General features: G+C 50.2%; 12 protein-coding genes. 5 read left to right on the top strand and 7 right to left on the bottom strand.

Annotation, left to right across the window (positions count from 1 at the left end; genetic code table 11):
* Nucleotides 1–41: 41 nt before the first annotated feature.
* Entirely contained in the window at nt 42–950 is a 909-nt protein-coding gene (locus tag MHI42_RS18760) for a copper amine oxidase N-terminal domain-containing protein (RefSeq protein ID WP_342420321.1), read from the bottom strand.
* Nucleotides 951–1,131: 181 nt separating this feature from the next.
* Between MHI42_RS18760 and MHI42_RS18755 the strand changes: the two genes are divergently transcribed.
* Nucleotides 1,132–1,368 (top strand): hypothetical protein, encoded by a 237-nt coding sequence (locus tag MHI42_RS18755; protein ID WP_039300082.1) that lies wholly within the window; start codon nt 1,132–1,134, stop codon nt 1,366–1,368.
* Between the two features lie 193 nt (nt 1,369–1,561).
* Here MHI42_RS18755 and MHI42_RS18750 read toward each other — a convergent pair whose 3' ends face one another.
* From MHI42_RS18750 to MHI42_RS18740, 3 genes are read right to left on the bottom strand one after another with little or no spacing between them, the layout of a single operon-like run.
* Entirely contained in the window at nt 1,562–2,644 is a 1,083-nt protein-coding gene (locus tag MHI42_RS18750; RefSeq protein ID WP_042132931.1) for a mannose-1-phosphate guanylyltransferase, read from the bottom strand.
* On the bottom strand, nt 2,637–3,743 hold the full coding sequence (locus MHI42_RS18745; protein WP_342420320.1) for a glycosyltransferase: 1,107 nt from the start codon (nt 3,741–3,743) through the stop codon (nt 2,637–2,639). The genes MHI42_RS18750 and MHI42_RS18745 overlap by 8 nt, the downstream gene beginning before the upstream one ends.
* Complete coding sequence (locus tag MHI42_RS18740) at nt 3,743–4,924, bottom strand: glycosyltransferase family 4 protein (protein WP_342420319.1); 1,182 nt, start codon at nt 4,922–4,924, stop codon at nt 3,743–3,745. Before MHI42_RS18740 ends, MHI42_RS18745 begins: the two co-directional genes overlap by 1 nt.
* Before the next feature lie 200 nt (nt 4,925–5,124).
* On the opposite strand from MHI42_RS18740, the gene MHI42_RS18735 reads away from it, so the two are divergent.
* The 3 genes from MHI42_RS18735 (at nt 5,125) to MHI42_RS18725 (ending at nt 7,006) form a co-directional block, all read left to right on the top strand.
* Nucleotides 5,125–5,421, top strand: coding sequence for a helix-turn-helix transcriptional regulator (locus MHI42_RS18735; protein WP_047013798.1), 297 nt, complete (start codon nt 5,125–5,127; stop codon nt 5,419–5,421).
* Entirely contained in the window at nt 5,387–6,334 is a 948-nt protein-coding gene (locus MHI42_RS18730; RefSeq protein ID WP_342420318.1) for a DUF1861 family protein, read from the top strand. The genes MHI42_RS18735 and MHI42_RS18730 overlap by 35 nt, the downstream gene beginning before the upstream one ends.
* 84 nt (nt 6,335–6,418) lie before the next feature.
* Complete coding sequence (locus MHI42_RS18725) at nt 6,419–7,006, top strand: 50S ribosomal protein L25 (protein ID WP_042132942.1); 588 nt, start codon at nt 6,419–6,421, stop codon at nt 7,004–7,006.
* Nucleotides 7,007–7,135: 129 nt separating this feature from the next.
* Here MHI42_RS18725 and MHI42_RS18720 read toward each other — a convergent pair whose 3' ends face one another.
* From MHI42_RS18720 to MHI42_RS18710, 3 genes are all read right to left on the bottom strand, one after another.
* Nucleotides 7,136–8,014, bottom strand: a complete 879-nt coding sequence (locus MHI42_RS18720) for a carbohydrate ABC transporter permease (RefSeq protein ID WP_342420317.1) — start codon at nt 8,012–8,014, stop codon at nt 7,136–7,138.
* 105 nt (nt 8,015–8,119) lie between these two features.
* Nucleotides 8,120–9,004: a sugar ABC transporter permease gene (locus tag MHI42_RS18715; RefSeq protein ID WP_342420316.1), complete on the bottom strand. Its 885-nt coding sequence runs from the start codon at nt 9,002–9,004 to the stop codon at nt 8,120–8,122.
* 95 nt (nt 9,005–9,099) lie between these two features.
* Entirely contained in the window at nt 9,100–10,395 is a 1,296-nt protein-coding gene (locus MHI42_RS18710) for an extracellular solute-binding protein (protein WP_340948253.1), read from the bottom strand.
* Nucleotides 10,396–11,125: 730 nt separating this feature from the next.
* Between MHI42_RS18710 and MHI42_RS18705 the strand changes: the two genes are divergently transcribed.
* Nucleotides 11,126–13,144 (top strand): S-layer homology domain-containing protein, encoded by a 2,019-nt coding sequence (locus tag MHI42_RS18705; RefSeq protein ID WP_342420315.1) that lies wholly within the window; start codon nt 11,126–11,128, stop codon nt 13,142–13,144.
* Nucleotides 13,145–13,162 lie beyond the last annotated feature (18 nt).

The following is a 13,162-nucleotide window of genomic DNA, read 5'->3' as shown; positions in this document are numbered from 1 at the left end:
CCCATCAATCATGGACAGTGGTTTGGTCTGGTTCTACTCAGCTATTCAGGGATAGGCTGGATAATTTCTCCGTAATTCCGTGTGTAGTAAGGAAAGGACTGATAGGAGCCATCCGCTGCTGTCTGGTAGGAAGCCCGGTAGCCTCCGCCAAAATAGCGGAAATGATCATGAGACATCTCAGCCATATATCCGGGCTGCTGTCCTCCCATTGTAGTGTACAGATCATAGCCGGGGATTCCATTCGTGCCGTATTGCCAGACGGCATGGGCAGCTCCGTCCTTAATCTCAACGACGGTTGAGACAAGCGCGTTCTCATAGACATAGCGAGTAGCATCATTTGCGGCAAATCTGTACGTATAATTCCGTGATTGCCCACTCTCCGCTACGGAAACAGGCGTGAAGTTGTATTGAATGGGCAGGGAGATGGCTGCGAGACGGGCTGCTGCCAAGTCACTGGAGAGCAGAGCAGCGGTATCCGGAACATAATCCTTGCTGGTAATGAAGAGGATGCTGCGCGTTCGCTCATAGTACACACTATATCCGAAGGCTTCACTGACGAAGCGGGCCGGAACCATCATCCGGCCGTTATAATTACCTGCCTCACTATCCAACTGGACAGGCTGGCCGTTTTTGTAGGCTGTCAGCTGTCCCTGGATCAAACGGAATGTATGCTTGGCCGGATTAGTGATTGTAGCGGTGCGGGTTGCTGTATCCCAGGAATAAGTCAGTCCGAGTGAGGCGAGCGTCCGGACCGATATTTTGATTCTGCCAGACTCAATAAAGGGGCTGCTGTCTGTGGTGATAAAGCTTCCGTTGATATTGACGGTAATCGGACGGGCTGGCGCAGCTGCCGGGACAGGGGAAGCGGCTGAGGCGGCTGAGGTGAAGCTTTGCAGCAGGAGAAGGAGCAGCAGACAAGCGGGCAGTATTCTTTTATACAGATTCATCATTAATCTCCTTTCTGTTTTGTTGGAATTAAATAGAATAAGTTTCCATATATAGACGCTGCTCTATCTATTATGTTTCTAATAAACTCCGGATTGTTTCAGGAACTGATTCATTGGAAGCCGTTGTATTCATGCTATAATGGGGAAATCTACAAGCAGGATAAGCAGGAAGGAGCACTACCCCATGGAAGTAACCGCACAGGAAGTGGCGGAATGGATGGTCAAGGAAATCAAATTTACAGGAACCCTGCACCAGACCGCAGCGATTGAATATGTGAAGGCGAATTTCGGTGAACAATTTGTCTTTGTGAATGAGAATGGAAATGCATCGCTGTCCAAAGAAGTGAAGAAGGCGTTCCGCAAGCTGCACGGCGGCCGGATTGCCTGGGACCGCGACGGGTTCCTGTGGGCCTGGACCTGAGGACTGACTCAGCATAGGAGAACCATAAGAACACAAGCAGAAACGGCTACGCCGTCCTTGATAGGACGGCATTCGTTTCAGCGAGAAATAGAAGGATAAATTATCATGTGAAACATAGAAATTCTTATATTTTAACAAAGGGAGCATTGCTGTAATAGCAGTGCTCCCTTTGTTATTACATAATCGTCATAGCCTATACATATTCCAGCATGCCTTTCTCCTTGAGCAGATCGACAATGTCTTTGACTGACTGGGCTTTATCCTTGGGGCAGATCATGACCGCATCCCCGGTGTCAGCGATGATGAAGCCGTCTACGCCGATGGTGGTAATCAGCCGCCCGTTGCCATAGATAATGGAGTTGCGGGTATCGATGCCGACATGATTGGCCTTGATAATGTTGCCTTCATCATCAGGCGGGAAGATGGCACCAAGCGCATCCCAGCTGCCGATGTCATTCCAGCCGAACTGGCCGGACAGTACCACTACCTCATCAGAACGTTCGAGGATGCCGTAGTCAATCGAGATATTCTGCAGCAGCGGATAGATCCGGTTAATCGTCTCCTGCTCCTGATCTGTACCGAGCGCTTCACTGATCGGCAGCATCGTATTATATAGCCGCGGCAGATACCGCTTGAAGTTATCGATAATGACCGAGGTCTTCCAGATGAAAATCCCGCTGTTCCAGAGATAATTGCCTGAGGCCAGATATCCCTGTGCCTTTTTGAAATCCGGCTTCTCCACGAATTCAGCTACATCGTATACGGCAACCGGATTGACTGCGATCGGCTCTTTGTCATAAGCGATGTAGCCGTAGCCGGTGGAAGGGAAGGTAGGTTTGATCCCGATCGTGACAATGGCATCACTCTCCATCGCCACGGTGCAGGCTTCGTCCAGCGTAAGCCGGAACTGCGGCTCATCGGTAATATAGTGATCGGAAGGCAGGACAACCATTAAGGAATCCCCTTCACTCATCTGCTGGATGGAGAAGGCGGCGAACAGGATGCTTGCTGAGGTATTCCGGGCCACAGGCTCGATCAGAATATTGCTCTTCTGCACACTGCTGTGCATAATACTCTCCAGCAGTACCGCCTGGGTACGGTTCGTTACAATGACGGTATTCTCCTGCGGGATGATGCCCTTGAAGCGTTCAATCGTATCGTTCAGCATAATATCGTTGCCGCTGATGTTCAGCAGCTGCTTAGGGATTTCCTGTCTGGACAGCGGCCAGAAGCGGGTGCCGCCTCCGCCTGCGAGTATGGTTGCGAATTTATCCATGATGAGTCACCAGATGGGCAATCGAGAAGGAGATGATGCTCTCCGATCCCTGATTGAGGTTCAGCCCCGAGCTGTGAATCCCGTCGTAGCAAGCCCCGGTCTGGGGATCGATCAGGGAGAGCTGCAGGGAGTTGTTCCCTGTATACCAGGCATAGCATAGTTCAGCCTGCTGCAGATAAGACGGGTCCTGCAGCACTACGGCAGCCTCCCGGCAGGCGAGCAGCATTTCACAGGCTTCAATCGGCTGTTCGTCATAGAGTGCAGGCGTACCGCCGCGCAGCAGCCAGCTGTGGCTGCCGACAGGTCTGTAATAGCCTTCCGGTGCGAAGGTCCGGGAGATCAGGAAATCCAGACTTTCTTTGGCTGTTATACGAAGCGCTGGATTGCCGGAGATCTTGAAAGCCTTAAGCAGTGCCCAAGGCAGCATAGAGTTCCCGTACGTCAGGCTGTCTTCATACCAGTTCCAGTCTTCCCCTTTGGTAAGGTTATACTGGTCATGCAGCCGGATAGTGACGGATTCGATAAGCTCTTTAATGAAGGCTTCCGGCAGGAAGGCCAGCTCCTCTTCTGTACTTGGTATATGCGGATAAGGGAAGGAGTAGGTGAGCGCTCCGGGAGTCTCAAGTAAATAGCTGAGGCCGATAACGGCATAGCCCAAGGCCCGGGGAGAGCGCAGGCCTCCGATATGCGGCAGCGCCTGGTTGATCAGATACCGGCAGGTATTCAGCAGATTATCCGGCAGAATGGAAGAGTAGGAGAGCACGAAGCCCAGCGCCCAGAGTGTGCGTCCCTGGCAATCCTCGGAGCCGCGCTCCTCCAGGAAGGAACGGTTGTAGTCCATGAAATTCCGGAAGTTCCCCTCTTCATTCTGTGCATGGTGGACGAACGAGAGGTACGTATGGATCAGATCGAGTGCAGCTGTATCCCTGCTGTTGTTATACATTAACACGGCTGCGATCAAAGCCCGCGCATTGTCATCAGTGGTGTAGCCCTTGGCACGATCGGGCACGCCGAACTTCGTATGCTGGAAAATCCCCGTATCATCAGTGATCTGGCGCATATAACCGGTTTTGAACTGCAATACCGCAGATGTCTGCATCAAATCACACTCCGGCCAGCCGGTTTGGAGAGGGCTATTTTGTCCTGAAAGATGGCGGCATAGGTTTTTGCAACCTCACTCCACATCATCGTACTGCCAAGCGCCTGTGTCCGCTGCTCCATGTCCTCAACTTTGGCCGGATCATCCAGCAGCTCCAGGATGCAGGCTTCCAGCGAAGCCGAGTCACGGAATTCCGCCAGCAGGCCACGGCCATCGGCCAGCATCTCTTGAGCGTAGCGGTAAGGGGTGGAGATAATTACTCTGCCATAGCCTACTCCATAAGCGAGTGTGCCGCTGACTGCCTGATCCTTGCCCAGATAAGGGGTCATATAGATATCCGACATCACCAGGGACTCAATGACCTCTTCCTGGGTCAGCAGCTTGTCGACGAACAGCACATTATTGACCAGGCCTAATTCATGCACAAGACTGGTCAGCTTTTCACGGTATACTTCACCTGTCTCCTGTTTGACGACCGGATGGGTCTTACCCCAGATGATGTAGAGCGCATCCGGATGCTGCTTCACTACTCCGCTCATAGCTTCAATAGCATATTCAATGCCTTTGCCGGGACTGAGGAAACCGAAGGTAGAGAGGATTTTGCGTTCCCCGAACTTATACTGGGTCTTTAGCTCCGCGCGGGTAGAAGTTCTAACAAAAGGCACACCGTGGTGAATAAAAGCAATTTTGGCGGCGTTAATATGATAGACAGAGATGAGATCATCTACTGTGGATTGGGCCATCGTGACAACCTTTACGCTTCCTGCAGCTATGCGGGTGATAATCTCATGCTGTTTCGGCGAGGGGTTGGTTAATACAGTGTGGAAAATCGCCACATAAGGTACATGAAGCCGCTCAGTGAACTGCAGCAGATATTCGCCGCTTTCTCCGCCGTAGATACCGAATTCATGCTGAATGACGAGCAGATCGGTGTTTGACTGGTTGATTTCTTCGGCGGCATCTATATAATCAGATAGCTGATGTTGGTTAATTTCCCGCATGACCTGGTCTGTGTACCTGTAATTTCCGTTGTTGTTCATAGCGATGATCCGCGGTTTGTTGAAGCCCTGGAGCTTGGTGAACTCATCCAGCAGATCCTGGGTGAAGGTAGCAATTCCGCATTCTCTAGGCAGGCTGGTGGACAGGAAAACAATGTTTTTATTGCGGTTGCTGTGGTTCATAATGAAAGCCTCCCTATTGATTATCGTACTTTTGGGGACAAAAAAAGAAAATAAAGAGGACTTTATTTTCCGGGGATGAGTGGTATAAAATTTGTGATCTGCAAATTATTTCCTGTTGCAACTATAACATGACCATTTAATCTTGTCAATTTATTGACTCCCCTGTAATCTCCAGATATAGTGATGTAGGAGGTGTATGGATGCCAGTCATACGCAGCAAATTGAGTGAGGTTATGGAGAAGCATGACCCGAAATTATCGATCCGCAAGCTAGCGAAAGACATTAATTACCATTTCGATTCCGTCCGGCGGATGTACAAAGACGAGATGGTGCAGTACCCCCGGGATCTGCTGCTGAAGCTGTGTACTTACTTCAATATTCAGCCCGGAGAATTGATCCGGATGGAATCAGATGAGAACGATTGGGCAATAGATAAGGCAAATGAATATGAGGAGGAAGGCAATGACAAGGAGCCCGGCAAAGACAGCAACCTGTAACGAACTGCTGGATACCTTTTATGCCAATCTCCGTCCCGTGCACGTGGAGAAGCTGGTCTTCTCCGGTGTGGGCGGACGTGATGTATACAATATAACGGCTCCATTTCTGCATGACGGGGAGGAAGTCATCTTGGGAAGAGTTGAGGAACGGGATAGTGAGTTCTCTCAAGTCTTCTTTTTTACATTCCGGGAGGATGGCGTCTGGATTCCCCGGGAGCATACCCATACCTATAATCTGCAGGACCCTTGCGTGACCCGCATTAAGGGTGAGCTGATTGTCGGCGGAGTTGAAGTGATCACGGCCGGGGATAACCCGCAGAGAATCGTTTCGTGGGTCACTCAGTTCTACCGGGGCTACCGGATTGATTCCATGCGCCACTTCTCCTCGGGTCCGGGCACGATGAAGGATATCCGGCTGATCGAGCTTCAGGATGGCAGAATCGGCGTATTGACCAGACCGCAGGGAGACCGGGGCGGCAGAGGACAGATTGGCTTCACCATTATTGATTCACTGGATGAGCTGAATGAACAGACCTTCCTGGAAGCGGAGATTCTGCATAACCAGTTCGTGCAGGAGGAGTGGGGCGGAGCCAATGAGGCCACTCTGCTGAGCAACGGCCATGTCGGTGTGCTAGGGCATATCGCCTGCTTCGACCGTATGGGGCAGAAGCATTATTACGCTATGGTCTTCTCGCTCAATCCGGACACCTTCGAAACTACCCCGATCAAAATCATTGCCGCCAGAAGCGATTTCCCCATCGGTCCGGGCAAACGCCCCGAGCTGCAGGATGTCATCTTCAGCGGCGGGCTGGTGCGCGGTAAGGACGGCCGGGCGGTACTGTCTGTAGGCGTCAGCGATGCGGAAGCCTACAGAATTGAGATCCCCGACCCTTTTATTGAATATGAAGTCTGATATCTGCAGGTTTGACTAGATTCTATGGTCATGTTAAACTTAAGATGACAAGAATTTATGGTCGAAGAGAGCGGGAATTAAGCAATGAGTAAATTTATTCAACTAAGCAATCGTACGTCTGACACAAAGTCCAACCTGAATGTGGCAAGAAAGCAAGGCCGCATCCCGGCAGTACTGTACGGAATTGGTAAAGATACTCTTAGTCTTGAAGTGAGTGAGAAGGAACTGCTGGAAATGCTGAGAACCAATCCGCGTGCAATCCTGCAAGCGAAATTGTCTGATGGTACAACCGTTCCGGTGGTAGTTCAGAGCATTCAGAAGCAGTCCATGTCCGGTAAAGTGCTGCACATTGATTTTCAGCATGTGAACATGAGCATCAGCATGGACAGTAAAGTTACGATTCATTTTGCAGGCGAAGCTGCAGGAGTCAAAGAAGGCGGCGTTCTGCAGGTAGAAATCTATGAAGTAGAAGTCCGTTGTATGCCGGGCGATCTGCCGACTTCCATGGAAGTGGATATCAGCGGCCTTGCTATCGGTGACCAATTACTTGTATCTGATCTGATTTTCCAGGATGGTATTGAAGTGCTGACTGATCCAAGTACAGTAATGATTCAGATCAAGACTGTGCATGAAGAAGCTGAAGAACCGGCAGTAGCAGCTACTCCGGCTTAAATAGAGGATTGACGAATATAGCCCCTTCGGGCAGAGCGTACCTGGAAACTCATGATAATGTCATGATTCCGGCTACGTCTGCTGGAAGGGGCTATTTGTTGTTCTAACAGGCATATTGCCGGGAAGCAGCTACTTCAGTGCTCCCTCTGTCAGGCCGGCAACGATATAGCGGTGGAAGAAGAGGTATACGACAATCATCGGGAGCGTAATAATCGCCAGTGCGGAGAAAAGCAGCTTATAGTCGGTCATATATCGGCTGGAGAAGGCCAGCAGGCCGACCGGGATGGTCTTCAGTGCATCATTCTGGATGTACAGCATGGCCAGCAGCAGCTCATTCCATGCATTCAGCGCCGAGAAGATCCCCACGGTAGCCATGTTTGGAACAAGCAGCGGAAGGATAATTCTGCTGTACATCACCCAGTCATTACAGCCGTCCATGCGGGCAGCTTCCAGCAGTTCTTTTGGTACAGAGTCCAAGTACGCCTTGAGCAGAAAGATAGCCAGCGGAAGTCCTGTACCTATATAAGGAAGAATTAACCCCATATAGGAATCCTTCAAATTCAGCTGCTCGAAAATATAGCTCTGGGCAATGAAAAAGGATTGCAGCGGCATGAACAGTCCGAATACGAACATCAGCATCAGGAAGCCGCTGCCGCGGAAGAGCAGCTTACTGAAGGCAAAGGCTGCGAGGCTGGCAAATAGCAGAATGCCTGCAACGGTAGCCGAGGTGACGATTACGCTGTTGCTGGCATAAGTACTCATATTGCCGACAGTCCAAGCTTTGGACCAGTTCTGCAGATTAACCTGTTCCGGCAGCGCGAACGGGGCGGAGAAGATCTCACGGTTCTCACGGAAAGAGGAGAGAATAAGCCAGAGGATCGGATAGAAATAGAAGCAGGAAATGAAGATCATGAACAGATAATACAGAATATGTGAGAACGGTCTGCGGTTTGCCGCCTCCCCTCCGCTGTAAGCGTCTTTCTTGATATCTAGGACTGTGGTCGTCAAGGAGAACACCTCGCTTTCTCATACTATCAGAGTTTACATGTTTCGGGTCCCCGCAAAGTACCTGAGTCATCTATCTACGTCAAAGCCCCGCTTTGTGGGGTTATTCTAATACTCCAGCACACCGGAGTCTTTCTTATTCAGACTGCCGGCAATAAGCCCGATGACGGCGATTACGATTGTCATTATGACGGCAAGCGCAGACCCGTAGCCGATGCTCATGTGGGTAAAGACTACTTTTACAAGATAGGTCGTAACGATTTCGGTCGAATTATACGGCCCGCCGTTGGTCATTACATAGAACAGATCGAAGGACTGGAAGCCGGTAAGCACACACAGCATGACACCGGTCTCTACCAGATTGCGGATCATCGGCACTTTGATCTTGAAGAATATCTGTCCTTCCCCGGCGCCATCCAGATAGGCGGATTCATAGATTTCTTTGGAAATGCGCTGGATTCCGGAATAAAAGATGGTCATATAGAACCCTGCGTAGACCCAGCCGGATACGATACAGATGGCGTAAAGTGCGGTATCAGGGTTGCCTAGCCAGACGCGGGTCCAGCTCTCCAGGCCGATCTTCTCCAGCAGGATATTGATGAGACCGAAATCAGAATTGTAAACAAATTTCCATAAGTAGGAGACGACAATCATCGGCAGCATGACGGGCACGAAGAATGCCAGCCGGAATATTCCGCTGCCCTTGCGGCCCATCGTGATTAAGCCTGCGAGTCCCAGTCCGACAAGGACTTCAACAACGACCGTAGCTACAATATAAACCAGTGTGTGTCCATAGGAATTAATGTAGATGCGGTCTTGAAAAGCCCGGATGTAATTGTCAAAGCCGGTGAATTTCATCTGGCCGATCCCGTTCCAGTCGTAGAAGCTGAATACGAATGTCATGAGGACCGGAATAAGTACAACAAAGGCAAACAGCAGGAGGGCTGGCGAGATGAACAGGTAGGGAGAGAGCTTATTGCTTTTGCCGGACAATGGGTCCACCTCCACTTCAGAATTTGAATATTAGCACAGGGTGCACATTAGAGCTTCTATTTCTGGAGGAAGCCGTCTTGCGGATGTGCTCATCGTTACTTCAGAGGGGCGATGGTTGTCTCCAGTTCGGCGAGGGCGTCTTCAGGTGATTTGGCGCCTCCAATGACCTCGGAGGTGGCCATGTTAAGCGCATTGGCTACCTCGATGGAATAGCCGGTATCAGGCGGGGACACCAGCACTGGTGCATTCTCCATCAGATCATTCAAATCAAGTGAGAGCGGAAGCATGGTCTCCTTGTCAATTCCGTCCTTGGTAATCGGCACGGCGCCGGCGTCAGTGAGCTTCTTGGAGGATTCGGCAGAGCTGTAGAGCTTCATGAAATCAATGGCCTCATCGATCAGCCTGGAATTTTTATTGACGACCATTCCATTCAGCACGCCGATCACACTGTCCTGATTGCCCTTCCCGTCCGGTATGGCAGGAGTATTGAAGTAGCCAAGCTCAAGATCCGGTGTTTCTTCCACTGCGGTCGGGGCCAGCCAGCTGCCGATCGGATGCATGGCACCGCTGCCGTTCAGGAACAGCATATCCGCTTCACTGTCACTGGAGGCAGTTACATTCTCGTTAATATATCCTTTGTCCCATAGCTCCTGTACATAACCGTAGGCTTTGACAAAATCCGGGGTGTTGAACGGCTGCTTCAGCTGCATAGCCTCGCTGTAGGCGTCCTCCCCCACGACACGGGAAATGATATGGGCCACCCAGTTGCCTGCCGTCCACAGATCGGAGTTGCCGATCACGAGTGGAGTGATGCCCGCCTGCTTGATCGTATCGCATACCTGAAGGAACTCCTCCCAGGTGGTTGGAGGCTGCAGCCCCAGATCATTGAACACCGCTTTATTGTAAAAGATAACGTTCGTCACATCGCCCGCAGTGGGAATCATATAGGTCTTGCCGTCAATTACCATGCCATTGAAGGTGCCTTCGGCGAACATATCCTTCAGCCCCGAGCTTTGAAGCTGCTCTGTAATATCCGCGGCATAACCGTCTGTTACTCTGGTCTGCAGGCGCTGCCCGGCCCATTCGAAGTAAAGATCGGGAGCGTTTTTACCGTTAAGCAGATTCGGCAGTCCGATCGTTTGATAGGTGTCATCGTCCTGATAGCTGAATTCAACTTTGATGCCCTGATGCTGTTCCTCGAACTCTTTGCCGATGGTTTCCCAGACCTTAATCAGCCCTTCTCCCGGTGAACCCATGGCAATTCGGAGTGTTTCCGGTTTGGCATCAGAGCTGCCGTTATTTGCTGAGCTGTTATTTGGATCTGCAGAAGAGCAGCCCGTTATGGCGGTAACCAGCATCGTTGAGATCAGTGCAATCATCCACTTTTTCATTAGTTAATCGCTCCCTTAATATGGAATGGGGTTATATTGGTTGACCGTAGGGATTGCCCGCAGGCAGAGTGGTTAGCGGCAGTTCCTCCCTTTCAAGTTGGGATGGTAAATAATGTGACGTTAAAAGAAGCTGGTTAACCTTGGTTTCTGCCTTTTCCTCGAACTTTCGTCTCGATATGTAACTTTACATAACGTGTTTGAGTGAGGTAATGCTGGGCGGCAAATGAAATTGATACGTTAAAGGGAATTTGTAGTAACAATATAGTTTTCATTATTAATTATACCAAGGCCCCTGTCAATTGTTTTTCATGCAAAAAAACTTATAAAATTCATTTTGTTCCGGAAAGGACGAATAAGTATTTTCAGTCACCAATTTTATGTAAGCGCAAACAACGTTGAATTTATATGGAATTTTACGATGTTATGGGAGTATGTGGAAAAGGAAGGAGAAATATATGCCTGTTGAAGAAATGTGTTGACAATTTGTTATGATTAAAAATAGAATGTGGATAAATGTTACTACAATAACATTAATGATATGACATGGAGGTGACATAACAGAAACGGATTAATCAATAAGATAACCTAAAAAGGATGTAACCCCTGAAGATTTGTTTCGGGTAAGAGGGTTCGAAAGTCAGGAGCGCCATTAGAAGTAAGATCCAAACCGGGGTGTGTAAGAGGGTTTTCGGGTGAAGCAGACGCAATCTAAACTTTAGGAGGAACGCATATGAAGTTCAAATGGAAGCAGACGCTTGGAGTATTCGCCGTGGTGTCATCCGTGGCGTTTACCGGCGTGTCCGCAGCATCTGCAGAAACAACAGAGAAGATTCCTGTATGGGCCGCAGAGGAAATTGCCTCGTGGAAGGAAATGGGGTTGCTCAAAGGCAACGAGGATGGCCTTGTTCTGCCGAATGACGGAATCAGAAAAACAGAATTCGCAGCCCTGATTAACCGGATCTTTAATTTCAGTGAAGAAAGTGCCCAGAGCTTTACCGATGTCCCCCGGACGGCATGGTATGCCACTGAAATCAGCAAAGCAGTTGCAGCTGGTGCCCTTATTGGCAGCGGAGAAGGCAAGATCGACCCGCTTGAGGTTCTGACCCGTGAGCAGGCGGCCCTTATTCTCAGCAGAGTATTCAATGTTGCAGCTTCCGGGAATGCCATCTCCCCATTTACAGATGATGCTGTGATTGCCGGCTGGTCCAAGGAAGCCGTATATGCTATGAAGGAAGCCGGTTATGTGGAGGGCACACCGCAAGGCTTGTTCCAGCCCAAAAAAGCACTGACGCGGGCCGAGGCTGTGAAGATGATTAATAACGCCATGGGCCTCCTGATTGCCGACGGCGGGGATCATTCAGGAATATCCGGCAGCAATCTGATTGTTAATACGGCTGGAGGCACCCTGTCCGATCTGAACTTCTCGGGGAATTTATATATTACGCCTGGTGTTGGCGAAGGTAATCTGAGTCTGGTCAACACGACTTTTGGAGGCGTCGTTTACATAAACGGCGGCGGTATACACAGCATCACCCTAACGGACAGTAAGGTGAACCGGATTGTAGTCAGCAAGCCCTCCACTCCTGTAAGAGTCCTGCTGAAGGGAAAGACAACAGCTACGGAGATTGATGTGACCTCCGGTGCCCAGATTGTTAATGAATCGGGGCAGGCAGTAAATATCGTTAATGTGTTTACGGGAGCTTCAGATGCTGTTTCCCTGGCAGGGGATGTAAATGAGCTGAATGTGGTTGCAAAGACAGGGTTCACGCTGGAAAGCGGCCAGGTTGGCAGCTTTAATGTCTCATCCAAAGCAGGCGGCTCAGCTATTAAATTGAACCAGGGCGCAACCGTCAGGAAAATGACTTTAGGCAGTGCAGCTGCCGTAACTGGCGAAGGGGCAATCATAGAAGCGGTAGTCAATGTAGAAGGCGTGTCGTTCTCTGTCAAGCCGGACAAGCTGACGGTTAATGCTTCAAAGGTAAGCATAGGCGGACAAGATTATGATGCTTCAGGCAATCTGATCGCTTCGACAGCCGGCAACTTGGGAGGAACGGGTTCAAGCGGCGGCACGGGAAGCTCAACATCCACTCCTGCTCCAAGCCCTAGCCCGGATACGGGAAGTCCGACACCAACACCGACTTCAACACCGACACCGACACCGACACCGACACCGACACCAACACCAACACCAACACCGACACCAACACCAACACCGAAGCCGACACCGACACCAACACCGACGCCAACGCCGACACCAACGCCAACGCCGACACCAACACCAACACCGACGCCAACACCAACACCAACGCCAACGCCCAAAACTCCCGAGCGGTATTCCTATGCCGAAGCCTTAAGCTCGTTCAGCTCGACGGGAGCAGAAGGCTTGGCCAAGCAATACCTGACCTTCCTCCAGGACCCTTCATACACTCCTTCGATAGCCAATCCGGATGTGACCATGCCGAACCTTGTGAATGCAATAACCTTTGTTAACTATGAATTTAATGTCAAACCATCTCTATTCGCTTCCCTGCGGGGGGTTAACACATCCATTCTGGACAAAACCCGTACTTATTTGTGGATCGGAACAAACAGCGGAGTAACAAAAATCAATCTCAAAACGAATGAAATGACCAGTTATTCTGCACAAGGCAAGGAATTGTACGATGATAAAGTACTTCTGCTGCTATCGGATGGAAGTACGGGCGTACTGGTTATAACACAAACCGGCGTATCGCATATCTACCAATAAGGAAAGGGGAGTTTACCA

Source organism: Paenibacillus sp. FSL E2-0178 (assembly GCF_038593005.1).
In the GTDB taxonomy this organism is placed as follows: domain Bacteria; phylum Bacillota; class Bacilli; order Paenibacillales; family Paenibacillaceae; genus Paenibacillus_AQ; species Paenibacillus_AQ phytohabitans.
The sequence above is the reverse complement of the archived record's forward strand: the minus strand, read 5'-3'. Positions and strand labels throughout refer to the sequence as shown.

What these genes read in the sequence shown, in the direction of transcription:
- MHI42_RS18760 (WP_342420321.1), bottom strand. Translation starts at nt 950, where the DNA reads ATGATGAATCTGTATAAAAGAATACTGCCCGCTTGTCTGCTGCTCCTT.
- MHI42_RS18755 (WP_039300082.1), top strand. Translation starts at nt 1,132, where the DNA reads ATGGAAGTAACCGCACAGGAAGTGGCGGAATGGATGGTCAAGGAAATC.
- MHI42_RS18750 (WP_042132931.1), bottom strand. Translation starts at nt 2,644, where the DNA reads ATGGATAAATTCGCAACCATACTCGCAGGCGGAGGCGGCACCCGCTTC.
- MHI42_RS18745 (WP_342420320.1), bottom strand. Translation starts at nt 3,743, where the DNA reads ATGCAGACATCTGCGGTATTGCAGTTCAAAACCGGTTATATGCGCCAG.
- MHI42_RS18740 (WP_342420319.1), bottom strand. Translation starts at nt 4,924, where the DNA reads ATGAACCACAGCAACCGCAATAAAAACATTGTTTTCCTGTCCACCAGC.
- MHI42_RS18735 (WP_047013798.1), top strand. Translation starts at nt 5,125, where the DNA reads ATGCCAGTCATACGCAGCAAATTGAGTGAGGTTATGGAGAAGCATGAC.
- MHI42_RS18730 (WP_342420318.1), top strand. Translation starts at nt 5,387, where the DNA reads ATGACAAGGAGCCCGGCAAAGACAGCAACCTGTAACGAACTGCTGGAT.
- MHI42_RS18725 (WP_042132942.1), top strand. Translation starts at nt 6,419, where the DNA reads ATGAGTAAATTTATTCAACTAAGCAATCGTACGTCTGACACAAAGTCC.
- MHI42_RS18710 (WP_340948253.1), bottom strand. Translation starts at nt 10,395, where the DNA reads ATGAAAAAGTGGATGATTGCACTGATCTCAACGATGCTGGTTACCGCC.
- MHI42_RS18705 (WP_342420315.1), top strand. Translation starts at nt 11,126, where the DNA reads ATGAAGTTCAAATGGAAGCAGACGCTTGGAGTATTCGCCGTGGTGTCA.